Annotated in this window: 23 protein-coding genes; 10 read left to right on the top strand and 13 right to left on the bottom strand. The window is 39.2% G+C overall.

Features of this window, described 5'->3' with window-relative positions; genetic code table 11:
- Positions 1-58: 58 nt before the first annotated feature.
- Positions 59-1,690 carry a BCCT family transporter gene (locus G8782_RS14930; protein ID WP_172372637.1) on the top strand — a complete coding sequence of 544 codons (1,632 nt, stop codon included), beginning with the start codon at positions 59-61 and terminating at the stop codon, positions 1,688-1,690.
- Between the two features lie 131 nt (positions 1,691-1,821).
- Here G8782_RS14930 and rpoN read toward each other — a convergent pair whose 3' ends face one another.
- The 5 genes from rpoN to G8782_RS14905 form a co-directional block, all read right to left on the bottom strand.
- Positions 1,822-3,114 (bottom strand): RNA polymerase factor sigma-54, encoded by a 1,293-nt coding sequence (gene rpoN, locus G8782_RS14925; protein WP_172372635.1) that lies wholly within the window; start codon positions 3,112-3,114, stop codon positions 1,822-1,824.
- Between the two features lie 228 nt (positions 3,115-3,342).
- Positions 3,343-4,782, bottom strand: a complete 1,440-nt coding sequence (locus G8782_RS14920; RefSeq protein WP_246231708.1) for an SLC13 family permease — start codon at positions 4,780-4,782, stop codon at positions 3,343-3,345.
- 13 nt (positions 4,783-4,795) lie between these two features.
- Complete coding sequence (locus tag G8782_RS14915; RefSeq protein WP_172372631.1) at positions 4,796-5,980, bottom strand: glycerate kinase family protein; 1,185 nt, start codon at positions 5,978-5,980, stop codon at positions 4,796-4,798.
- 449 nt (positions 5,981-6,429) lie between these two features.
- Positions 6,430-7,263 (bottom strand): carbonic anhydrase, encoded by an 834-nt coding sequence (locus G8782_RS14910; RefSeq protein WP_172372629.1) that lies wholly within the window; start codon positions 7,261-7,263, stop codon positions 6,430-6,432.
- 556 nt (positions 7,264-7,819) lie between these two features.
- On the bottom strand, positions 7,820-9,094 hold the full coding sequence (locus tag G8782_RS14905) for a D-alanyl-D-alanine carboxypeptidase family protein (protein WP_172372627.1): 1,275 nt from the start codon (positions 9,092-9,094) through the stop codon (positions 7,820-7,822).
- A gap of 214 nt (positions 9,095-9,308) precedes the next feature.
- Between G8782_RS14905 and G8782_RS14900 the strand changes: the two genes are divergently transcribed.
- Positions 9,309-10,196 carry a DMT family transporter gene (locus G8782_RS14900; protein ID WP_172372625.1) on the top strand — a complete coding sequence of 296 codons (888 nt, stop codon included), beginning with the start codon at positions 9,309-9,311 and terminating at the stop codon, positions 10,194-10,196.
- A 17-nt stretch (positions 10,197-10,213) separates the two neighbouring features.
- On the opposite strand, the gene G8782_RS14895 is transcribed toward G8782_RS14900, so the two are convergent.
- Positions 10,214-10,771, bottom strand: coding sequence for a hypothetical protein (locus tag G8782_RS14895; protein WP_172372623.1), 558 nt, complete (start codon positions 10,769-10,771; stop codon positions 10,214-10,216).
- Positions 10,768-11,697, bottom strand: a complete 930-nt coding sequence (locus G8782_RS14890) for a hypothetical protein (protein ID WP_172372621.1) — start codon at positions 11,695-11,697, stop codon at positions 10,768-10,770. Before G8782_RS14890 ends, G8782_RS14895 begins: the two co-directional genes overlap by 4 nt.
- A 246-nt stretch (positions 11,698-11,943) precedes the next feature.
- Between G8782_RS14890 and G8782_RS14885 the strand changes: the two genes are divergently transcribed.
- The 4 genes from G8782_RS14885 (at position 11,944) to G8782_RS14870 (ending at position 16,855) form a co-directional block, all read left to right on the top strand.
- Complete coding sequence (locus G8782_RS14885) at positions 11,944-12,636, top strand: response regulator transcription factor (RefSeq protein ID WP_172372619.1); 693 nt, start codon at positions 11,944-11,946, stop codon at positions 12,634-12,636.
- On the top strand, positions 12,614-12,790 hold the full coding sequence (locus G8782_RS14880; RefSeq protein ID WP_172372617.1) for a hypothetical protein: 177 nt from the start codon (positions 12,614-12,616) through the stop codon (positions 12,788-12,790). The genes G8782_RS14885 and G8782_RS14880 overlap by 23 nt, the downstream gene beginning before the upstream one ends.
- A 2-nt stretch (positions 12,791-12,792) precedes the next feature.
- On the top strand, positions 12,793-15,018 hold the full coding sequence (locus tag G8782_RS14875; protein WP_172372615.1) for a sensor histidine kinase: 2,226 nt from the start codon (positions 12,793-12,795) through the stop codon (positions 15,016-15,018).
- A gap of 172 nt (positions 15,019-15,190) precedes the next feature.
- On the top strand, positions 15,191-16,855 hold the full coding sequence (locus G8782_RS14870; protein ID WP_172372613.1) for a mechanosensitive ion channel: 1,665 nt from the start codon (positions 15,191-15,193) through the stop codon (positions 16,853-16,855).
- A 46-nt stretch (positions 16,856-16,901) separates the two neighbouring features.
- Here the strand turns inward: G8782_RS14870 and G8782_RS14865 are convergent, their stop codons facing one another.
- Positions 16,902-17,549, bottom strand: coding sequence for a CPBP family intramembrane glutamic endopeptidase (locus tag G8782_RS14865; protein WP_172372611.1), 648 nt, complete (start codon positions 17,547-17,549; stop codon positions 16,902-16,904).
- Positions 17,550-17,693: 144 nt separating this feature from the next.
- Here G8782_RS14865 and G8782_RS14860 point away from each other — a divergent pair, with 144 nt between their 5' ends.
- Together G8782_RS14860 and G8782_RS14855 are read left to right on the top strand one after the other, a co-directional pair.
- Complete coding sequence (locus G8782_RS14860) at positions 17,694-17,888, top strand: hypothetical protein (RefSeq protein WP_172372609.1); 195 nt, start codon at positions 17,694-17,696, stop codon at positions 17,886-17,888.
- Positions 17,839-18,372, top strand: coding sequence for a DinB family protein (locus G8782_RS14855; protein WP_172372607.1), 534 nt, complete (start codon positions 17,839-17,841; stop codon positions 18,370-18,372). Before G8782_RS14860 ends, G8782_RS14855 begins: the two co-directional genes overlap by 50 nt.
- A 43-nt stretch (positions 18,373-18,415) precedes the next feature.
- On the opposite strand, the gene G8782_RS14850 is transcribed toward G8782_RS14855, so the two are convergent.
- The 5 genes from G8782_RS14850 to G8782_RS14830 all read right to left on the bottom strand — a co-directional run bounded on the left by G8782_RS14850 (position 18,416) and on the right by G8782_RS14830 (position 22,302).
- Positions 18,416-19,048 (bottom strand): response regulator, encoded by a 633-nt coding sequence (locus tag G8782_RS14850; protein ID WP_172372605.1) that lies wholly within the window; start codon positions 19,046-19,048, stop codon positions 18,416-18,418.
- The gene (locus G8782_RS14845; protein ID WP_172372604.1) at positions 19,041-20,069 is read right to left on the bottom strand and encodes a sensor histidine kinase; all 1,029 of its coding nucleotides are present in this window, start codon (positions 20,067-20,069) and stop codon (positions 19,041-19,043) included. The genes G8782_RS14850 and G8782_RS14845 overlap by 8 nt, the downstream gene beginning before the upstream one ends.
- A complete protein-coding gene (gene liaF, locus G8782_RS14840; RefSeq protein WP_172372602.1) occupies positions 20,066-20,770 on the bottom strand; it encodes a cell wall-active antibiotics response protein LiaF in 705 nt (234 codons plus the stop codon). Before liaF ends, G8782_RS14845 begins: the two co-directional genes overlap by 4 nt.
- Positions 20,771-21,290: 520 nt before the next feature.
- A complete protein-coding gene (locus G8782_RS14835) occupies positions 21,291-21,929 on the bottom strand; it encodes a PspA/IM30 family protein (protein ID WP_172372600.1) in 639 nt (212 codons plus the stop codon).
- Between the two features lie 16 nt (positions 21,930-21,945).
- The gene (locus tag G8782_RS14830) at positions 21,946-22,302 is read right to left on the bottom strand and encodes a lmo0954 family membrane protein (RefSeq protein WP_172372598.1); all 357 of its coding nucleotides are present in this window, start codon (positions 22,300-22,302) and stop codon (positions 21,946-21,948) included.
- A 316-nt stretch (positions 22,303-22,618) separates the two neighbouring features.
- Between G8782_RS14830 and G8782_RS14825 the strand changes: the two genes are divergently transcribed.
- Positions 22,619-24,241, top strand: coding sequence for a long-chain fatty acid--CoA ligase (locus G8782_RS14825; RefSeq protein ID WP_172372596.1), 1,623 nt, complete (start codon positions 22,619-22,621; stop codon positions 24,239-24,241).
- A gap of 63 nt (positions 24,242-24,304) precedes the next feature.
- On the top strand, positions 24,305-24,514 hold the full coding sequence (locus G8782_RS14820) for a hypothetical protein (RefSeq protein ID WP_172372594.1): 210 nt from the start codon (positions 24,305-24,307) through the stop codon (positions 24,512-24,514).
- Positions 24,515-24,774: the final 260 nt, after the last annotated feature.

Here is a 24,774-nt window from a genome sequence, read left to right as displayed (position 1 = left end):
CTATGAAATAAAGGGGCAAAAACAGCCAAGAACAATATTCGGCAAAAGGAGTGTGTGCATGAAAGGCAAAAAAACGGTGTTTTATTCCTCGCTGGCTGTTAGCCTAGCCTTAATAAGTGTTGGTATCTTTGCTCCAAAGCAGTTAGAGAATTTTTCTGAGTCCTCCCTTAGTTTTATCTATAATAATTTAGGGTGGTTTATTCTATGCAGCGTTTTCATCTTCTTTGCTTTTTGTATGTACCTTGGACTTTCAAAGTTTGGGCATATACGATTAGGCGACGATGATGATCGTCCAGAATATAAAACCGGTACTTGGGTTGGGATGCTATTTAGTGCTTCTATCGGGATTAGTCTCGTATTTTGGGGTGTAGCGGAACCAGTCTCTTACTATATTACGCCTCCATACGGAAAAGGATCTTCGGAAGAATCAGCCAAGCTAGCCATGCAGTTCGTTTACCTGCATTGGGGAGTGTCTGCTTGGGCGTGTTACGCAGTTGTAGGTGTTTCTTTGGCATTTTTTCAGTTTAGAAGGAAGCTTCCAGCTTCGTTGAGTTCCGTTTTTTATCCTTTACTGGGAGACAAAGTTAGGGGATCCTTTGGAAAATTTATCGATGTTATTGTCATCCTTTCGATTGTCATTGGAATTGCAACGTCCCTTGGCTTTGGAACATTGCAAGTGAATAGTGGCATGAATCACCTTTGGGGGATCCCGATAAGTTATTCTACTCAAGCGATAATTATAATCATCGTGAGTTTAATTTATGTAGGCTCTACTGTTTCAGGGCTGCAAGGGGCGATGAAACATTTATCTAATCTAAATATGTTGTTAGCTTTTGCATTGTTAGGTTTTGTGTTCTTTCTCGGCCCGACCCAAATGATCATGAAAATATTCCTGCAAGGCATTAGCGATTACACACAAAATTTTGTAAGTATGTCCTTTCGAACGGAACCGTATAGTGATGGATCTTGGATAGCAAGTTGGACATTGTTCTATTTTGGTTGGTGGATTGCCTGGGCCCCGCTTGTTGGAAGTTTTGTAGCTCGAATTTCGAAGGGTAGAACGATTAAAGAGTTCATGATGGGTGCAATTTTTATACCTGTCCTTGGGTCTTTCTTTTGGTTTGCAGTCATGGGTGGTTCAGCAATCGATCTTATACAGAATGCAGGTCAAACAGCGCTTGCAACAGCTGTTTCAGCAGACGTCACCTCTGCTTTATTCATGTTTTTTGAGTATTTCCCAATGGGTGCATTTTTAAGTGTTTTAGCAATGCTACTGGTGCTCATTTTCTTTATCACCTCAGCAAACTCGGCGGTTTTTGTATTAGGGATGATTAGTGAAAATGGAAATCCTAATCCTACTCATTTCACAAAAATTGTTTGGGGAGTCATTATTGCGATCATTTCTGCCATATTAATCATGACAGGCGGTTTGATAGGATTACAGTCGATCCTCGTGGCGACATCCATACCGTTGGCGGTATTGCTGCTTGTAATGTGTTTTTCCACATATAAAGGATTGGTAGAAGAACTCGCATTATCTCCATTGCAAAAAAATGAGGAGACAAAAGAAGTGGTCAATAAAAAGAGTAAAGATGAAGGAAAAGACTTGATACTGTCGATTCCGAAAAAAAGTAAAAAATCGAAAGAACAACTTGTCACGATTAAAAATAAAAATGTTAACAGCCACTAAAGTGATTAATAGAAGTGAAAAAACGTAGCTCGTTCTATAATAGTGTTTGCAAACGCTTCCATTTTAAGTTCAAGCCACATAGAAAAGGCTCCGTGTCCGAAGGACGCGGAGCCTTTTTCCTCTATCCCTTTTCAAACGCTGATTTCTCTGCGTCTACTAGAAGGAGGAATGTTTAGTTCTTCCCGGTACTTGCTAATCGTCCGTCTTGATATCCTGATTCCTTTCTCCTTGTTGAAGTAATCAGCAATTTTTTGATCTGAAAGCGGTTTGTACTTGTCTTCATTCTCAATGAAATTCTCTAAAAGAGTTTTTACTTTTGTTTGTGAGATGGCACTGCCATCACTCGTATCTAGTTTCGATGTAAAGAGCATCCGTAGATCAAACGACCCTTGAGGGGTTTGAAGAACTTTATTCATCGTCGCGCGACTCACCGTAGACTCATGCATATCGATTTCATCTGCAACTTCTTTTAAGGTTAACGGTTTAAGTGACTGAAATCCTTCTTTGAAAAACGTCTCTTGTTTCTCCACAAGCACACCGACAATTTTCAAGATTGTTAGACGTCTCTGTTCAATGCTACTTAGCAACCATTTGTAACTGTTATACTGATTGTTAATGTATTTTGATGTTTCGTCCTTGGCATTTAGAAGTCCCGAGTATTCCTTGTTGAAATGGATTTCAGGTAAATACCCTTCATTTAAGTAATGAACTAGTTTTTCATCTTTAAACTCGACAATGATATCCGGGTTTAAGTACTCGACTGAAGAGTCGGAAAAAAGAGTGCAAGGGTTTGGATTCAGTGTTTTAATAAAGTCATAAATATTTTTCACTTCTGCCAATGAGAGCTTCATGCACCTGGCAATCTCATTCCATTTTCTATTTGCTAGTAGGTCTAAATGATTTTCAATGAGGCTTGCTGCTAAGCTTTCTTCTGGATAGTTATACGTAATTTGCAAGAGTAGACATTCTTGCAAACTTCTTGCGCCGATTCCAATAGGGCCGACTTGTTGAAGAAGTTGAATCCCTCTATCGATCTCCGATTCCGTATAGTATTCATTTTCAGTTAAGCTTAGGTACCCGTTGTCTTTCAAGTTGTGTATGAGATAGTTCAGCAGTTGTTGGTCCTGTTCATTTTTATATAAAAATTTTGCTTGAGAGAATAATTCCTCTCTCATACAAGCATCATGGCTTTTGACATATTCAATCAGGTCTTCGTATGAATTAGTAGAAGAGGCGTTACCTGTCGATTTTTCATCACGGAAACTATACGGTTCTTCTAATTCTATTAATGGATTTTCCAACTCTTGCTCTTTTATATACTGGTAAAGATCATAGGTAGAATATTGTAGTAATTCAATGGCTTGTCTTAACTGAAAAGTCATGACTAAACCAAGTTCCTGTTTTTGATTGAGCACAAGTTCCATAATGTTTCCTCCTTCATTGCCAAATCTTTTTTTGTAACCGCTTACTTTGCAGGTGTATATAAGTATACTATATTTTCTATAAACTTTCGATGAAAAATAGGAATGTTTAGAAATGTTGTTTGCTATTCAATCGTAATTCATCAACAAAACCAAAAAAGCGCCTCAATTATTAGACGGAAATCTAACAATTGGAGGCGCTTTTCTTCAGGAATCATTTCATCACGGGATTTATAAATGCATTCCCGTCCACTGCCAATAAGTAAAATAAAATAACATGATGACTAGTATATAAAGAGGCATCAGTATTGCGCTAATTTTTAATAGATGACTAGCATCATATGAAATTTCTCCTTCCTCATAAAAGAGGAGCAATGCTTTAGAGCTGACCGGAACTGTAACGCAATAGTTCATACCTATTAAGCTTAAAAAAACAACTGTTGAAGGATTAACTCCTATTGTTTCACTAAATAATAATAAACCTGGAATAAAGACGATTGCACGTGTTGTGTGCGATGTTATATACAAATGACTTGTCACGGTCACAAGCAAAATAATCAACACAATGAGCCATTCTGGAGCGCCTATAAACAAATGCAATACATTTAGCATTTCTTTTTCAATCCATTTGACTATGCCAGTATCAACTAACACCTTTCCAAGTGCAGTTGCTGCGGCAACAAATATAATCAAATTCCAGGATACTGAACTAATTCCTTGTTTCCAACTAATGATTCCGTAATTCGGTATCATCAGTAAGATCGCGCCTATCATAGTAATAAACGCTATATCATAGCCGTGGATGCTCTCTGTCATCCAACCCGCTATTAAAAACAAAATCAAGATGATTGTCTTTTTCTCTTTTCCATTAAACTGTTTTTTACTTTTGATTTTTTCCTCAGGCTGCACGTTTACTATTTCCTTTAATCCATCCCTTGGCCACAATGTCCATTTTATTATGAGAACTGATAGAAATGTGATGATAATAGCAAATGGCACTCCCCATATAAACCATTGGATATAGGAAATGGTTTGATCAACCGTACTTTCAAGTAAACCTATTCCGATTAAATGAGAGCCTGCCCCGATTAAAGTAGCTGACGTACTCATTAATATGATAACGGGTGCTAGAATTGCTAAAATACTTCGTTCCTTAGTCGAAAACCTTTGACTCATCTGATCAATGATCGGCATCGATAAAGCTGCTCTGCCAGATGTAGAAGGAATGAAAAATGCTGATGTAAATAACACTGAACTTAACCCAAAGAGCAAATTGTTTTTTTTGTTGGACTTTCTTAATATTGAATCGGTTAAACGTTCTGCTAAACCGGAGATTTTAACTGCTTCACCAATGATAAAAGCGCCTATCATGAGCCATACAACTTCTTCAGAAAGTGAATGGTATAACAAATCCGGTTCTGCCGCATTCATTAAAATGATGAACGCGATCAGGGCGATTGCTACAAAACCAGCTGGAATTTTAGTTGCAATCCATAATGTCATCGCTGATAAAAATGCAAATAAAGATATCTTTGCACGGTAGTCTAGCGCATCAATTAATAAGACTGCGATCATGAATAGGATATGTATACTAATAATCACTAACGACTTTATCGATAATTGTTGTATCCAGGTGCGGCTTCGAGTTTGTTTTTCAAGTTGTTTTTCCATTCTGGTCCTCATGTTAGATCAACGCTTTCTCTAAGATTCTCTTTTTTTGTGCAATTCCTAAACCAATCGAGACTTGCCGTAATACTGACTCCGTGCTCTCTTCAATCCATTTTGGCGCATTTTTTATTGCCTCGTCCAAAGAAGTCGGTTTTTGAATAATACTGCAATAGGCATCTATACCTGCATGATAGTTTAAATCTGCCCCTAAACCTATGGTTCCGGTAATAGCAATGACCGGGATGTTATTTTTTTTGGCAATACGAGCAACTTCCGCCGGGATTTTCCCATTTGGCGTTTGAAAGTCCAAACTACCTTCTGCGGTGAATACAAGATCAGCTGTTGAAATTTTTTCCTCTATACTTATGTAGTCCATAATAATATCGAATCGCGGATGTAACATAGCTCCCGTAAATGCAATGAGTCCTGCGCCTAATCCGCCAGATGCCCCGCTGCCTGGCAGGGAACGGACATCTATCCCAAGCGCTTCTTGAATTAAAGATGCATAGTGTTCTAACGCTGATGATAGTTGTTCAACTTGTTTCGGAGACGCTCCTTTTTGAGGACCAAATATGCGGGCAACACCTTCTTCTCCGCATAAAATATTCTTCCAGTTACACGCAACATTAATAGAAACTTCCTTTAATCGTCTATCTATATGAGTCGTCACGATAGAATCCACCTTCATTAAATCTTCTCCGCCATAGATATCGACGATTTGTCGCTCTTTATCAAAAAAATGAACCCCTAATGCTTGCGCCATTCCTGCTCCGCCGTCCGATGTGCCCGAATCGCCGCAGCCGATCAGTATATTGTCAACACCTAAATCAAGCGCAGCGACAATCAACTCTCCTACACCATAGGTAGTTGTTTTTAAAGGGTTTCTTTGATTACGCGGTACTAGTTTTAATCCAGACACAGCTGCCATTTCAATGACGGCAGTCCGTTTGCCGTTCTCAACAATAATCCCGAAATGACTTTCAATCTTTTTGCCGACAGGCCCTGTCACTTTTTTATATATTAATTCTCCACCTTTTATGTTAACGATTGTCTTCGCAAAACCTTCTCCGCCATCAATCATCGGTATAACATCCATATCGATAGCTTGATCAACACGTCTCACTCCGCGTTCCATTGCTAAAGCTACCTCCTCAGCATCTAGACACTCTTTAAATCCTGACGGCACTATTACAATTTTCATCTAAACATTCCTCCAAAAAATACTTTTCTTACTTTCAAATATACTATCCAAAAATTAGAAGATACTGAGAGAATCATTAAAAATTAGGTAGGATATGAGGAAACTTCCATTTGAGGAAAAAAGAACTACTATGTAAATCCGAGAAAGCAATTGTTTTTCGTTTATTGCTTCATGAAGATCGAGTTTATTTCCATTTTTGCATGATTACCTACCTAGTTGTTCTTTTGTCATTACGTGGACATAGCAGTTATCCGTATTGCGGTCTTTTTTTGAGGGTGATAAAAATATATCTGAATATTTCTTAAAGATTATAAAATCTCATTTAATTTAGATGGGATTAATGGTTAATTAAAGAGAAGATAAAAAATAGCCTCTCAACAATTCACTGAATTGATGAAAGGCCATACTTTACATATGCGCTTGATGCCTCAATGTGAACGGAGTCTTTCTTAATTTATTCCAAGGATTTCGCGTTCATTTAAAGGCTGAACAGGACGTTGGTTATCAGGGAAAACTTGCTGATATGCTTGAATTTGTTCTTTTGACATTTCAATCGGCTCTTCGAAAACAATCCATCTTACTTCTTCTGCGCAAGGTGGTGTCGTTAATGAACCGTTATAATGGAATGACGCTTGATTTGATGGGAGTAAAGCTTGTAAATCGACAGGGTCTTTTATGGCGATTTCATTTTCTGTTTCATTCTTTGGTAATTCACCCCAAATGGATGCCAACGCTTCATTTTCTTTTCCTTCTTGAATCATTAATCCAAGGACAGCAAGCTTACCGTTCGCATCTTGGTGTACAAGATGTAGTTCCATATCCAAGTATTGACTATTGAATTGGTGTTCGCTTGGTGTATGGAAATGGAATTGAGCAAGTATGTATTCTTTTCCTTCAACTACAATGCTGTTGTTTGGTGTCGTTGGGTTAGCCTGTACTGTATGACCGGTATTGACTATTGAAAACTCTGTCGGCATATACTGAATTTCAACGTTATCTAGTTTTTCAGTTGTTTTCACTTGAGAGGAGTCGATATTGATCGGTGATTGTTCAGTCCCATTAACACAGGCTGAGTATGATGAATCTAATTCCCCCCAATGTTCAGGTCCTGTTTCTTCTTCGTAAGACCACTCGGCAGTGGTTGTATCATCTGTTTCTTCTTTTTCTATCACGTGAGCTTCTTCTTTTTCGGGTTTAGTTGTTTCCTTCGTCTGTTCTGAGCAAGCTCCCAGTAATAAGCTTAACGATACAACTAAAAATGGATACACAAAGTATTTTTTCATTTTTGGCAAATCCCCTTCTTCCTTATATTTTTCTATTTAATGCCCATAAAATAGAATACTAAAAAAAGTGTAAAAAGCAAGGTATTATTTACCAAATATACCTAAATTCCGTAATGCAGTTAATAAATACTACGCGTTAATATATGAAAATGCGTAAAAGTGTGAGTAATCACTTAGTTCTTAATGGCTAATTCTTGTTTTAGTGAAAAGTATCTTTTGTTTCATGTCGGTAAGGAGCTGACCCAAAACTCAGGAATATTTTCTAGAAAAACAACTGAATTAGGTAGTGTTAAAAAGACCCAGAATAAAACAAGTGAATTAGATTACTCAGCCGAAGAATGATGGGAAGGGGAGGAAATCGGGTGGTTGAATGAATGGGTTAAGGAAAAAGAGTACGAGAAAACAAAAGTGAGGGATTTAGCAGACATATTTGTGTATTTTACATGATTTTGAAATGATTAAAGGACTCCCATTAAGGAAGTCCTTTATAGTTTGATTATAGGAGGATGGTTCGTTTATATCGGTCAAAAATAAAAGCTCTCCCGAAAATCCAGCCTTATTTAATTCCTAAGTATTCCTCCAATGTTAAACCACTTTTGTAAATTTTTGTTGCCGCATCTACGCCGAGATAACGGAAATGCCATGGCTCATACATATAACCTGTTATATGTTCTTTACCTTCCGGATATCGAACAATAAAACCGTATTTATACGAGTTTTTAGCCAGCCATTTCGTTGCGTTAGATTCATTGAAACGGTTACTGTATTTACCTACTTCACTAATGTCAAAAGCTAAACCTGTCTGATGTTCAGAAGTACCCGGTCTAGCACTAAAGCGATCTGCCTCAGCCTTCCCATCACGAGCAACATATCCTGCATATAATTGTTTTTGTACGGAATATGAACGATACGTACTGAACGCAGTTAATTGAAAACCATGCTTTTTCGCCGCAGCTGACATTTTATTAAAAGCACGACGGGCTTCCTTGCTTTCACCTGGTGCATAATTTGAAGGGAGTGGATGCGTTTTACTGGCCATCAGAATACCTTTTACATAGATCGGTTTTGCCGGAACGGTGACCTTGCTAGGATTTTTTAAATACTTGCTGTTTATGAAGCCTGTTTTGTTGCCGTACTTCACTTTAAACCATGAACCAGATTTAGAAACATAATTCACTTTTTTATCCTTGGGGATCGATATAATAACTTTATGTTTCGTAGATGCTCCTGTTCTCATGTTCAAAGTTGTTGTAGTTTGGTACTGTTTAGAAGTAGCCGATTTCTTTGTCGTTTTTGTTGAACCGGATACTTGTTTCAAGTACTTACTGCTCGCAAAACCTGTTTTATTTCCGTATTTCACTTTAAACCAAGAACCAGATTTGGAAACATACGTCACTTTTTTTCCCTTTGGAATCGGTATAACAATTTTATGTTTCGTAGACGCGCCTGTTCTCATGTTCAAATCTGTAGTAGTTTGATACTGTTTAGACGAAGTTGTTTTTGCAGCCGCATTTTTAGCTGGTGCAGTTACTTTCTTCAAATACTTGCTATTTATGAAACCTGTTTTGTTACCATATTTCACATTAAACCAAGAACCGGATTTGGAAACATATGTAACCTTTTTGCCTTTTGGAATTGTAGTGATGATTTTATGTTTTGTAGAGGCGCCTTTTCTCATCTTGAGGTTGGTGGTTGTTTGATAACTTATTGTGGATGCTTCTGCTCGAGATGTAGAATCTTTACCGATGCCAAATGGAACTTCTGTATAAAGTAACGAAAACATGAATACTGTTAATACAACTATTACTTTCCCTATAAATGAATACTTCATGAATATCCCTCCGTGAAATTAGTCTGATAGGCTATTTATTTTTCAACAAATTTATATTCCAATAAAATCACAATCTTTACACTTTATACCAATCATACTATAATCTAGCGAAAGAATCCGCAAATATTGAAAAGTAATGGGAATATTATAGATATTGTATATTTAGGTACATAAATAATGGTATTCTTAGGGTAAAGCGGTTGGAGGTGAAGTTTTGTCACAACGACTTTCATATTTTCTAGTCCTGACAGGGGCTGTACTTTGGGGAACAACAGGAACGGCTCAAACATTCATGCCGCAAACAATTCATCCATTGGCGGTAGGGGCGTCAAGACTCGCAGTGGGTGGTTTCTCATTACTAGCCATTTTACTGATCATGCGCAAAATTGATTTTCGAAACTGGCCATGGCGTCCCACGATCTATGCTGCGATTTCAATGGCTGTTTTCCAGTATCTATTTTTCTCTTCTGTAAGACACACCGGCATCGCCATTGGTACAGTTGTTGCGATTGGAAGCGCGCCAGTTTTTTCTGGGTTCATTGAATGGTTCCTTTTGAAGCGCCGACCGAACGGGATTTGGATAACTGCCACATTACTCGCAATCATCGGCTGTGCACTGCTCTTTTTAAATAAAGAGGGAATCGTCGTCAATCCAATCGGCGTGACAATGTCGCTAGGCGCAGGATTATTATTTGCATTCTATGCGCTTGTGAATAAAGAAGTCCTTGAAAAAATTGAAGCCATTCCGGCTGTTGCTGTCATCTTCTCAGCCAGTGCTCTAATGTTACTGCCGTTTCTTTTTCGATTTGAGACAGAGGGGCTACTGACCGGAAGCGGGATTGCGGTGGTCATCTACTTGGGAATCGCAACGACGAGCGTCGCCTACATTTTATTTTCAACAGGGCTAAAACGTATCCCTTCCTCATCTGCCGTCACGCTTTCACTGGCAGAACCGCTCACCGCAGCTTTACTCAGTGTTGCTGTTGTGAGAGAGCGATTAGATTTAACGTCCTGGACGGGAATCGCCATGCTGCTCGGCGGGATTCTTGTGCTGACAATGAGTGGACGAAAATCAAAGGAAAGCCATGTCGCGAATAAATGACATGGCTTCTTTGATGTTTATGCTTCCATAATTGGACTAACCTGAACGGGTTCGGCTTTTCGAATTGCACGTATCTGAACGAGAAATATGATTGACATTATAAAGGTTGCAAATGCTATCACGACACCACCTGCGATCCAAAAATCCCCAGACACATTCATCGCAAAGGATGCGTAAGCCAAAGAAAGTAGATATGATGTGATATAAAAAGTGTATACGGTGTTCGTGCGGGCAATTAATGCAGCATGATTATAATCTTTGACAATGTTTTTCAAAATCAAAAAAAGAAAATAAGCGAGAATCAGTTTTACAAAGATCAAGACAGGGGTATAGATGCCCCAGCCTAAAGAATGTACCTTGGACAGATTAACAAAAACTGATGGAACTGACAGGAAAATCAATCCGACAGCTATAATGCCTGCCTTTGGAGCGATTGGATAATGTTCACGAAGACCAAAGCAGCCTAGTGCGATTAAAAAATAACCAACAGGATCAGGGATTATGTCAATTCCGATTTCAAGATGAAGCAATACAAGGAGATAACCCCAAAACACTAAATTTAAGGAACTTTTCATTGCGAACCTCCTTTTCCTTTTTCCTGAATAATCCTATTAACATCTTCTTGTTCTAAATAAGGGGGCTGATTATTAATGAGGCTATAGGATGTAAACGGTTTGCCACTTTCAGTTGACCCTTTAATTACGAGAGAAGATTCCAAGGAACCGATAAATTCAGGTGAAATCTGCGTGTAAAGCTTGAAACCTTCTTCCTTTTTTAGCTCATGAGGAAACTTGAATTCTTTAATCTCAATACCTGGTAATCTACTCCAGTTAACCGAAAGGTCATCTGCCATTTGATTTGGAACGGAAACAGTATTCATGGAATCTATTTTGATAAAAACCTGATCTTTTATAACCTCATCAAAACCGAATGTAATATTGTCAATTGTCAGGGATTCTTCTGCTGAATATGAAAATATACTTAAATTATCGCTACTAGATCCCGCCCATGGCTGGTTAAGTACATTTTCAATTTGATAGGGGAGATGAAGGACGACTTCGCCGATTGGGACAGTTATATCTCGCCCATCGGAATAGAACAATTCCATTTCATGTACGATTAACTCATCGTCTCCATTTAATAATTCTTCAAATTCGAATGAATTTAATTCGATCTGAAGTTCTCGCAATGCATAATGCGTGAAAGTCTGGATATCATGATTAAATTCATTTTCATAAAAACCGAAGTCATCGAAAAAGTCTTTCCGCGCAACATAACCAGTGATGCCACCGAAATTTACAAGGGAGACATGGGAATCATCATTTTTATTTGTTAAATAGTAGAGCGTGAGATTACTTTCATCTTCTTCAAGCACCGATTTTTCAATATAATGATCCAAAAATATGGGTTCATCGAGTCGTTTGGAATAGGCATAATAAGAGTTCACCATCCAACTTAAACCGATCAAAAACAGTGCAAGCCAAAATATTCGACCTTTCAAACCGCTCCCCCCCTCAAATAAGAAGAATCTATAAATTCAGTATACTAAGCGAGAAGCATATCTCCTACACTTATTTTGTTAGTTGGTCTTGGGCCTGTGCAAGGAGCTGCGCTATTTCATCATCAATTCTCAAAACCTCAATTCGTTCGAAAATCGCTTCTTAAGAAAGTCTTCATAATTTGAATGCCTGAAAGTTAAGATTTGCCGAGTAGAATTGGTATCATAGAAGAAAGCGAGGTGCGGATGATGGCTAGATTTACAGTACTTGTTGCGGATGACGACCAAGAGATTCGAGACGGCATTGAAATTTATTTGAAAAATGAAGGTTATGACGTGTTGAAGGCGGCGGACGGCAAAGAGGCACTTGAACTTCTAGGGGCAAATGAAGTGCATCTACTGGTTCTCGATATTATGATGCCGAACATGGACGGCATAACCGCGACATTCAAAATTCGGGAAGAAAAAAACATCCCGATCATTATGTTGAGTGCCAAGGCAGAAGACTCCGATAAAATCCACGGTTTGTCAGTTGGTGCCGATGATTACGTTACAAAACCTTTTCACCCGATGGAATTGATGGCGCGGGTTAAATCCCAATTACGTCGTTATGTCCAATTCGGGACATATGAAGGTTCGCAAAAGAAGATTGTCATTGATGGGCTTGCACTTGATGAAGAAGCAAAAGAAATTACTGTTGACGGGGCAGGGGTAAAACTGACGCCAATCGAATTTAAAATAACTGAATTACTGATGAAAAACGCAGGACGTGTTTTCTCGATAAATGAAATTTACGAACGTGTTTGGAATGAACAGGCATACAATGCCGAAAATATAGTCGCAGTTCATATTCGAAAAATCCGCGAAAAAATCGAAGCCGATCCAAAAAATCCGCGTTACGTGAAGGTGGTGTGGGGCATTGGCTACAAAATCGAAAAATAATATTGCTCTTTTTTGGTCAATCATTGCCCTTATACTAGCTACCGTTAGCATCGGTTATTGTTTTACGCATATTTTTGAACTGTATTTCGGAGATGCATTCCGATCCAACCGGATGATTGTCCAACTAACAAGAATGTTTAGCGGAGGCCTGTGAGTATGAAAAATAATAAAATACAACTTTTTGTCTGGTCTCTTTTAGCGGCTCTGTTATTAATTGCCATACCATCAGCATTAAAATTTTCGCCCACTTATATCGGGAAAAGTTATCTTGATACAGATGATTTTAAAAGGGAATTGAGTAACTTCTATGACATGCTTGGTCCAGCGGTTTTGAATCCGCTTGATATTGAAGAAGCGAAAAAGAAAATTCCGGTTACAAGAGATGAAATAGAGCATCATCGCAATTACTATGGATCACTTTCTGATCAACTGACCAATATTCATGACCAATATGAGGAACGGATTAATGAAGCGGAATCGTCGGGCAATGAAAAACTAGCGTCCGCATTGGTCAAAGAACGGGATATTAAAATTGCGGATATCGAGAAGAATTTTGAAAGTGATGAGCATGTCGCAGCCAAAATCAGGGCTGAAAAAGAAGTGGTTTTAGAGAAGTATATTAATGAAATCAAAGGCGCAGAATTGTCTCCTTTTCCTATAGCCTATCAACTAACAGATGTGGAAACTGGTGAAACGTTTTCATCTGGTAGTGTTAATGTGAAACCAGTATACAAAAAGGTGTTTGGTCAAGAGGACGGATTATTTAAAGCTAATTCCATCCCGCGTAATGGCTATGATGAAGGGGATTATGCACCCTATATTTCATATGAAGTAGCTGAATTAACGAATGGCGATATGTCCTTATTTAAAAAACCAGAAAGAACATTCGAGGGGGAAGTGATTGTTCCGGATACCGCATTGGCCTCCGGTTATTTGAAAAGCCAAGTAGCAGAATTTAATAAAAGAAAATATGCAACCTATGCAATTTGGATATTAGGAATACTATCGGCTGTCGTTTTATTTACCATAGTTAAATTTAGAAAAGAATGGGTAACAAATACAAGTCTCAGTGCGCGTTACGATAATTTGAAAATAGACATGAAAGCCGCTTTGTTTTTCTTGTCTGTTCTCATTACAACTGAAATTATTTATCGAAATGCCCAACCTAGCCATTATTTCCAAATCTATTCGGGAAATTTACTTGTTCATGGTAGTTGGCTCGTAATTTTTGCAATAGCGATTGCCGCCATTGCGTTTCAGCTTGTCAATTGTGTTGAACGCTGGAAGCGTAAAGGGGTGCTGGAACAAGATGTTGCACACAGTTACGTTTTGAAATTCTTCAGATCCCTGCAGGAAGTGTTCATGAGAAAAACAATTGGTATGCAAATGTTTATCTTACTCATCGGATTTTTTGGGATTCAAACGTTTGTCTTGCTTTTTGGATTTTTTATCGCTGGAATGTATTTCCACCCTTTCTATTTAGTCATTTACGCAATATTTGTCGTATTCTTGGGTTTACCAGCGCTCTATATTTTCGTGAGACGGTTAGCATACTTGAACCGTATTATTATCGCGACGGAAAAGATGGCACAAGGGCGTTTACAAGATGAAATCAGGATTGAAGGAAAATCCCCATTAGCAGATCACGCAAGAAATTTGAACAACTTACGCGAGGGTGTAAAAGTCTCATTGACTGAGCAAGCGAAAAGCGAAAGATTAAAGACCGAATTAATCACTAACGTGAGCCATGATTTACGCACACCGCTAACATCAATCATCACGTACACGGATTTATTGAAATCACCGGAATTAACGGAAGAAGAACGTCGAAAATACGTTGATATCCTCGATAAAAAATCACAACGATTGAAAACGTTGATCGAAGATTTATTTGAAGTATCGAAAATGGCCAGCGGAAACTTGGAGCTTCATAAACAACGAGTCGATTTGACGCAATTACTTCAACAAGCCCTAGCGGAACATGCTGATGATATTTCAACAAATGGCCTTGATTTCCGAGTGAATTTGCCGGACGCCGAGATTGTTGCGAATGTCGATGGGCAAAGATGGTGGAGGGTTCTCGATAATTTAATCGTCAACGCGATAAAATATTCGATGCCGGGTACTCGCGTTTACATTACGCTAAAGCAAGCGGGGGAACTGGCAAAGTTCGAATTGAAAAACATATCCAAGTACGAATTAAATGAAAACGGCGATGAACTATTCGAACGCTTTAAACGAGCGGACACTTCTCGACATACAGATGGCTCAGGTCTCGGCCTTGCAATCGCTCAATCCATTGTTGATATGCATGCCGGAGAAATGAAGATCGAAGTGGATGGGGATTTATTTAAAGTCACGGTGTTAGTTCCAGTCATTTAATATTAACGCAAATCAAAGACTGTACAACTTGCTAATCTAGCAATGTCGTACAGTTTTTTTGTGTGGCTTTTTCATAGATTGATAGAAAGTTATCAAATATATGTTTATTGTGAAGGGTTAGTAGGAATAGAACAATATGGAAGAAAACAAAAAATAGACGGGAGGAAATTTAATGTCAGATTTTACAATTCAAGGATTTTTAAGTTGGTTACCTGATTTATTAATAGGTTTACTAATTTTACTTGTTGGCTTTATTGTTGCAAAAATTATCGAAGGAGCAGTTTATAAGCTGTTACGGAAATTCCGCATGAATGAACGTCTTGGAACGACAGAATCAAAATGGAATATCGAGAAAATTATTAGTAAAGTTATATTTTGGGGCATCATGCTTCTAGCATTGATTATGTTCTTAAATGTTATGAACATGAGCCTGATTGCAACGCCATTCGTTTCAATTTATTCAGGATTTGCGGGTGCTATTCTAGGTATTTTAAAAGCAGCGCTCATTTTATTTATTGCTTGGATACTCGCGCTTGTCGTGAAGAAGTTCATTCTCATGGCGGGAGGTAAGTTAAATCTCAATAAGTATATTGTGAAAGCTGGCGTTTCTGCCGAGGAAGCAAATAAATCGAAATGGATTGAGAGTGCAGCAAATATTGCATTTTACCTGATACTGCTTTTATTCATGCCAGCTGTCTTACATGCGCTGGGCTTAAGCGGTGTAAGTGGTCCATTTGAAGGATTACTGCAAGGATTCTTAAACTTCATACCAAAACTTGTTGGTGCGGCAATTATTTTTGCAGTAGGGTTTATCGTCGCAAAAATAATCCGTGTCATCTTAACCAAATTCTTGGAATCAATTGGAACTGATCGTTTTGCCAATAAATTAAAGCTATCATCGTTTATAAAAGGAACGAGCCTTTCAAAATTAGTTGGAACGATTGCGTTCATTCTCATCATGATTCCTGTAACGATTTCATCGCTCGAAGCGCTTGACTTGCGCGGCATTTCAGAACCGGCAATCGGGATGTTGCATGACATTGTTGGAATGATACCGAAAATCGTAATTGCAGTTCTGCTGGTATTAGTTGGCTTACTTCTAGCCAAATGGATTAGAGGCGTCGTTGTTTCATTGCTTGAAAATTTAGGTGTCAATTCATTGTTCGGCAAGATGGGTGTTCGTTCTGTAAAGCCTTCCATGCCGTCACTAGCAGAAATCATAGGTGCAATTGTACAAGTTGTAGTTGTTTTGTTATTCGTTGTTGAAGCATTGCAAGTAGTAAACTTACACTTTATGGTGACATTAGCTACGGGCATATTCGCTTACTTGCCGATGGTTTTAGCAGCAGTCGTTATTCTAGCTGTAGGATTCTGGTTGGCGAATCTTGCTGAACGTTTTGTTGGAAGCGTGATGAGAAAACCGTCCGGCGCACCGCATGTTCTGCGATATGTAGCAAAATATGCTATTCTAGCATTTGCTTTCTTCATGGCGCTTAGTCAGCTTGGAATTGCGCCAGCGATTATCAATGCGGCGTTTATTCTCATACTCGGCGGGGTTGCACTCGCATTTGGCCTTGCATTTGGTCTAGGCGGCCGAGAGCATGCTTCTCGTTACTTATCGGAAATGGAAAGCAGTTTATCGGGTGCTGAAGTTTCAAAAGCAAAATGGGAAAAAGAGAAGGCAGAAGTGAAAAACGAGGTTGAAGATGTTATAAACAAAGCCGAAGTTGACCCGAACAAATCGACTCCGGGACAAGACAAGTCATATAATGAACCGAAACCGGGCGAGAGATACCCGTTTGAAGGGGAAGGAAATGACGATCCACTAGTACCATAAAGATAATGAAAGAATTGGACTGCTATTTAATTAGTAGTCCAATTTTTTAATGAAAATAGAATATGTAAACCCCAACAAGAAGAACCCCAATATCCGCGAACATATGAATAATCCAAGAAGGTAAAATGGTTCCGCTCCGCTCATTGGCCAATTGAAAAATGAAACCGCCAATCCATAAGCCGGCCACCGCAAGAAGTAGTATCGGCAGACTGAACCACGGTAAAAATATCGCGACATGATAAATCGCAAATAGCAGGGAAGGGAGTAACAACCTGGCAAATTTGTTTTTAAAGAAGCTTGGCAACAATCCGCGAAAGAAAAACTCTTCTAATAGTGAATTTCCGATTAAAATATAGAGGGCAACAATAGGGAATACTATAGCAGTTACGCCTGCGCGTTCAATTAAATCTAAAAGTAGCGAATCGATATCAATCGAAGGCATGAGTACGATAAATGCCGCGATAATCACGAACATGACGGCAAGACCTGAAAATAATGCGATTCGTAAACTTGTCCTATCCGTTCTTTTTATTTCCAGAAAAGTGAGTTTTGTTTTCCTGAACAGAATTAGTGGAATAACTAGAAAGAGGATAACTTTCGCCATCGTTTTCCAAATATATGAAACTTCTATTCCCTGTTCAATCCAAAGTAAAAATACAATACTAGCTAAAGCTAATAAAAGTCCTTTTAACATCACACACCTCCGAGGTATTTATTTATACTATATGCCGGTAGGGGAGCCGTGTAAAGAAGAAGTTTCAAAATAGTCTTTATTCTCTCGTTCGGGTATACTACTAATATGGATGAGTTAATATTCTTAATAAGGAGACGAGAAAACATGACAAAACATGAGAATTATCCAAACAAAGCTGATTTTGAACCAAAAGTTGATAAACACGGAAAAACAGACGCTGACCTTCCACTTTCGGATCCGGCAGAATCGAATGAAACAGAAGTTTTTCGAGAAAACGAATTTAAGGAAGATGGCGAACAAAAGCCTTCCGCTTACGGTGAAAATAAAAAAAGAAAATAGAGAAGAAATGGGGATGTTGACAATCGAAATCCTGAATCAGATGAATTTCACGCGTTTATACACGCTAGGTCTTCTGAAACAATCAGTTGATGCTGAGTGGGATACGCAACCGACTGGATTTAGTAATACAATAAGGTGGAACGCCGGACATATTTATGTGACGCTGGAGTATTTCGTACATCTAATAGATAAAGAATATGAGATCGTTCATGCTGAATGGATTCCGCTTTTTGTGAGAGGGTCTTCTCCTGCAATTTGGGAAGGGAATATTCCTTCAAATGAGGAAGTCATATATGCATTGACAGAGCAAACTACGCGTCTAACAAAAGTCCTTGCAGGAAGACTCGAAGAACCTTTAGAGAATCCGATAGATTTTGGCGATTATAAAGTAAAAACAATCGGGTCGTTAATCTTATTTGCAATTTGGCATGAAGGTCTGCACACGGGAATTATCGATGGGTTAAATCATGCGACATTAAAATAAACGACGAAAAGTCAGCAGCCTAAATGTTAGGTCAGCTGATTTTTCATTTTACCAATTGATGTTTAAACGCATAGATAACGGCTTGTGTTCGGTCCTGAACTTCTAGTTTTGACAATAAATTACTCACATGCGTTTTTACGGTCTTAATGGCGATGAATAATTCATCTGCGATTTCTTGATTCGTTTTTCCTTTTGAAATGAGGAGCAACACTTCAAGTTCCCGCTCGGTTAACTGTTCATGGAGCGATGATTGATTGCCGACACGCATTCGTTTCATCATTTTTGTCGTCACTTCAGGTTCTAGCACCGTTTGGCCTTTTAATGTTTCACGAATGGCCTCCGCAATCCGTTTTGCATTCGACGTTTTTAATATGTAGCTAATTGCGCCTGCTTCGAGTGCAGGATACACTTTGTCATCGTCCAAAAAGCTGGTAATTATCATAATCTTCGCTTCTGGCCATTGATCAATGATCGCTTTAGTCGCTTCAGCCCCATTCATGCCGGGCATGACCATATCCATTAATATGATATCCGGTCGCAATTCTAGCGCTTTATCTACCGCTTCAATTCCATTAACAGCTTCTCCGACAACTTCCATATCGGGTTGGATTTTTAAGTATGCAGAGACGCCGATACGAACCATTTCATGATCATCTACCAATAAAATCTTAATCAATCGATTCAGCTCCTTTCAGAGTAGGTAATTTCACTTCAATAATAGTGCCTTGCGAAGGCACAGAGACGATTTTACAGGTCGCTCCAATTTCAATAGCTCGTTCTTTAACGTTTTGCAAGCCGTAAGAACCTGTTTTTTCGTCAACTTCTTTAAAGCCGATGCCGTTATCTTGCACGCGCAAAATGGCAAGTCCGTCTCTTTCCACTAATAGAATATCAACTTCTGTCGCTTGCGCATGGCGCAGTGTGTTGGACAAAGTCTCTTGGGCGATTCGGAAGAGATGATCTTCAGCGCCTTTTGAAAGATGTACTTCTTCTAAGCGGTAACGAATATCAAATAAGACCTTCTCTTTTAATTCGACTAAAAGTTCTTCTAGACCTTCTGCGAGAGACTTGTTTTTAAGAGCAGCCGGACGCAGATGGAGAAGTAGAGCCCTCATTTCCAATTGAGCTTGTTGGACCATTCTTTCAACTTGATGAAGGGGCACTTTTGCTGCGGCGTCTTCTTCGCCCTCCGTAATTGCGGATAACAGCATTGAGGCGGCGAATAATTGTTGGGAGACTGAGTCATGCAATTCCCGCGCAAGTCGTTGGCGTTCTTGTACGACGCGTTCTTGAATAAGTTGGTCTTGCGTTTCAGCTCGTTCATCTGTAATGCGTTGCAAGCTTTTTCGTTGCGAATGAATTAAATCCGAAACTGTTTCAATGGTCCGATCCATACGAGGCGTGAATTTTTCTTTAGGGTAGGCGTCTCCATCAGTAGCAAGTATATTAGACAATCTCTTTTCAATGACTTTTTCTTTTGAACGTTCTAGATTATGCGTCCAGATGGCAATGGTCCATCCAAGCAAGAGTGCGGTATTAAGAATCCACCAGCCAATCGGGACAGCGGAAACTGTCAACTCATAAAACGCTCGCCAACTTTCTCTTAATGGCAATCCAATCAGGAAATAAAGGTAAAGTGCCGCAATTATTACAAACAGGAATGTCAGGAAAAAACCGCGCGCAATCACTTTTCTCATTTACGTGTCACCTCAACATCCCCGGCCCAAGTAGATAGAGTGATAATGAGTTCCGGACCATTATTCGCCGACTCTGTATAACCCTCTTTCATATGAAGAAACTCATTGATGAGTCTTTTTTTATGAACGCCAAAAAGTTTTGCCTCGCCGAAAAGGGTTGTGTAATGGACGCGAACTGGAATCTCATAGGGTAATTCAATTTTGATTTTCCCGATTCCTTGTCTGACGGAAATGAGTGAAGTTCCTTTTGGTAGGACAGTCTCCGTGACATCGATCGTAATATCTCCGAAGAAGCCTTGAATGTGAACATCTTCCCATTCGTAAGATGAAAAGGGCGAAGACTGGACTGAAAATAAATTGTTTTTCCAGATTCCGTTCGGCGTTTCTTTTTTATATTCGTGAAGAGGCTGCATGATTGTTTCTGCGGGAACGCCTTTCCATAATTTATAGAGAATATTAATGACTAAGAGTAAGGCTAATAGACGCAAACTCCATAAGGTAAATAGAGCGAGAACAATAAAAATAAGTCCTGTAATGACTAGAAACTTTGATTGCTTCCGAATCCCAAAATAGAGGAGAAACGAGCCGATAATAACAAAAGCTATGCTACCTGTACGTAAAAAAACCGTTTCAAAAAGAACGAGGAGTAAAAATGCAAAGCTCCAAAATGTAATTTTGCTTGTATTGAATTGCTCCTTCATTTTATCTCCTCCTCTTCTGTATTGTTGTCGGTAGTATAAGCGCATAAATCTCTAGAAGCGAGCATAAAATTTTTATCGCGCGCAAAACCCCCGAGATCCGCGCATAAAAACTAACCAGCGCGCATAACTTTCCGCCGTACGCAGAAAATACCAAGTCCGCGCATAAATCTTTAAAAGCGCGCATAAAATTTTTACCGCGCGCAAAACCCCCGAAATCCGCGCGTAAAAACTATCCAGTGCGCATAACTTTCCGCCTTACGCAGAAAATACCAAGTCCGCGCATAAATCTTTAAAAGCGCGCATAAAATTTTTACCGCGCGCAAAACCCCCGAGATCCGCGCATAAAAACTATCCAGCGCGCATAACTTTCCGCCGTACGCAGAAAATACCAAGTCCGCGCATAAATCTTTAAAAGCGCGCATAAAATTTTTACCGCGCGCAAAACCCTCAAGATCCGCGCATAAAAACTATCCAGCGCGCATAACTTCAACACGCGCGCTGATATCACATATCTTATAGTTTACACAAGTTCGACATTTTTTTCAGTAGTTGTTTCGAGTGATTCGAGTCGGCGTTCCATTGAGGATGTTTCGTATTCCCGGTCAATTTTGCTGCCAAGGCTTTCTATATATTGATTCATCTCCGTAATTGACGATATTTTTTCATCTGCTGTCTCGGGAGAAATCACTTTGTCCATTTGATGATGGGCGCGTGTTACATTTTCTTTGCCCATTAATTGTAACTGACGTACTTTCATATCTTTAACTTTATGTTTCATTTCTTCGAATTTACGTTCTAACGTTGTTAATTCGTCAGCAACATTAATGATGGTTTCTGTAAGATCATTCGCGCGCTTTTCGTAAGTATTAACCTCCTGTTCTGCAAATGCGACTAAATCTTCTTCACCGACAGATTGCGCGAGCTTTAGCTGACTTCGACGTTTATCGACCATTGTTTCAGCTTCAGTTAATTCTTTTTGAAGTTCAGTTTTAAGTTTAAATTGACGTTCAAGCAATTTTCCGACTGAATTTGTTTGTTTTTCTGCTTCGCGAATGTACTGGTTAAGCATCGCAATTGGATTTTTCTTTTCTTTTTTGTCAAAAGCCGTGTGCAAGTCTGCTTGTACTGTGTATTTAAATCGATTCCAAAGTGAATTCATAATAAATTCCTCCTCATTATTTTGTGATTTCTTCCCATTGTCTTTCGAAGTTAACGAACGGATCGTTTACGGGTCCATGTTCGATAATGTTGTTATCTGCCGGAGCGCTATTCCATTTGCGCCACACATATAAAACGCCTAGAATCGCGATGATGCCGATAAAAGCGGGTACATTCGAAATCGCTGTGATTAAGCCGATCAGAAGTATGCCTCCCCAGAATAACTTTGCAATCGTAGAGTCGCTTTTTCTGAAGTAGTGGACACCTGCATATGCGATTAGCGCCGAAAAAGCGAGTGCCAATAACGAACCTAAATTAGCGACAGCGATAATTCCTGCAGTGATGCCGAGTAGTACAAGTCCGAATTTTTTCATTTTCCTTGCCTCCTTTATTTGTACCTTAATCATATAATGGAATCCTGTTTGTCCCTACAGGCGCAGAACGGATTTCCATCTAAGACCTAAGGCTGAATTATATATAAAGTGCTATGGAAATTGGACTAGCTTTCATGTAGACTATAATTGAATGAAGAGTCTTTAAATTTAGATAACTAAAAGGTTGATTGCTAGAAAGGGGCGATTATCAAGACATACAGAAAGGAAGAATTGCATATAATCATTGGGTTACCCGGTACCGATTGCGTTAAGTACTTAATCATCTATTACCTAATTAAAAGGAGCTGGATTTAGTATGATGCAAACACCGCTATTATTATCGTCATTTGTCAAACGAGCAGAACAGTTCTTCCCGGACAAGTTAATCATTTCTCGGACGGGCGAGGATACAATCCACCGTATCCCGTATAGTGAGTTTGCAAAACGAACACGAAAACTTGCGGATGCACTGACAAAACTCGGCATGAAGCACGGCACGAAAGTTGGTTCTTTTGCTTGGAACCACCATCGTCACTTAGAAGCTTATTTCGGTGTTCCGTGTACCGGTGCAGTCCTTCATATGATAAACATTCGACTATCGCCAGAACATATCGCGTATGTTATCAACCATGCTGAAGATGAAATTCTTCTAGTCGACGATAATTTATTTCCGCATCTTCAACAGCTTGCGCCATTGTTAAAAACAGTTAAACATTATGTCATTATGGGCGACAGCAAAGAGATTCCTGAAACGACACTTGAGAATGTTCATTCCTATGAAGCTCTTCTAGAATCAGCTTCTGATACGTTTGAATTTCCTGATGATCTAGATGAAAACACACCTGCCGGCATGTGCTATACATCCGCGACGACGGGAAATCCAAAAGGTGTCGTATACACGCATCGCGGACTTGTGTTGCACAGTTATGCATTAGGTTTGTCTGATGCAATGGGTATGTCCGAGCGCGACGTTACGTTGGCAATTGTTCCGATGTTCCATGCAAATGCATGGGGAATGCCGTTCGCGGCTGTGTTCTTTGGAACGTCACAAGTTCTACCGGGACCAGGATTTAATCCGGCTCTTATTCTCGATTTAATTGAACAGGAGAAAGTAACGATTACGGCGGGCGTTCCGACAATTTGGTTGGCAGTCCTAAACGAACTTGAAAAGAATCCGCGAGATATATCATCCCTTCGTGCGATCGTTAGTGGCGGTTCGGCTTCACCGAAAGGACTCATACGTGCATTCGAAGAAAAATATAAAGTTCCATTCATTGTAGGATACGGATTAACTGAAACGTCGCCGCTTGTGAGTTTGTCGGTATTTACATCTAAAATGGAAAATTATTCGATGGATGACAAAATCAGTGTTCGTGCGCTTCAAGGGTTGACAATGCCTGGACTCGAAGTTCGCATTGTGAATGAAGACGGGGAAGTGCCGTGGGACGGAAAAACGATGGGTGAATTAATCATCAAAGGTCCCTGGATTGCAAGCGAGTATTATAAAGACGAACGTACGGCGAATGCATTTAAAGATGGTTGGCTTTATACGGGAGATATTGCAGTCATGACAGAAGACGGATACTTGAAATTGATGGATAGAACCGCAGATTTGATAAAAAGCGGGGGTGAGTGGATTTCATCCGTTGATCTTGAAAATGCATTAATGACACATGATGCGGTATTTGAAGCAGCGGTAATCGCATTACCGCATGAAAAGTGGTTGGAACGTCCGCTTGCTTGTGTTGTGTTGCATGAAGGTAAAACGCCTGATGAGAATATGAAAAAAGAATTACTGTCCTATATAGAAGGGCAATTTGCGAAATGGTGGGTCCCAGACGATGTCGTGTTTTTAAATGAAATCCCGAAAACCTCGGTCGGGAAGTTTTTAAAGAGAGCACTCCGAGAGAAACTCGCCGAACAGTTAGAGGAAGTATAAGCTTAGGCCGCCCGTTTACTCAGGGTGGCTTGTTTTCTGAAAAACGCAAAAGGGGCGTGTTGATTGAAATCATTCGGAAGGGCTATGTTAGCCACAGTGATTTTATATTTGATCACTATTTTTTTGGTTGCACCGATTATGTCGAATATAGGTTATTCGTCTGTTGAGAGTTCCTATCATCTTCAGACGCATGCGCTTATTGTTACGTTTATTTTCACTGTCATCTTATGCACATTATTAATTGTGGAAAAGATTATTATAGGCAAAAAATAGTTTAGTTGTGTATTGAAAAGGTAATTTTCAGAATCTATGCACATATATGGCAAGTTACCCACGGGAATCTGTGTATAACTATGAAGAACGAAAAGATATCCACAAATAAAAGAGATAATGTAGCGTGTGAGATCGAAATGAATGTTATAAATATCATGAATAAATCTCGCTTTGCATAAAATACTACCTACTTATGGAACTATCCTTAATTGTAAACGTCCAATTCATGTGGAAATTCAATTTGCATAGAAGTATTGATT

It is taken from the genome of Sporosarcina jiandibaonis (assembly GCF_013184495.1).
GTDB lineage: Bacteria > Bacillota > Bacilli > Bacillales_A > Planococcaceae > Sporosarcina > Sporosarcina jiandibaonis.
The sequence above is the reverse complement of the archived record's forward strand: the minus strand, read 5'-3'. Positions and strand labels throughout refer to the sequence as shown.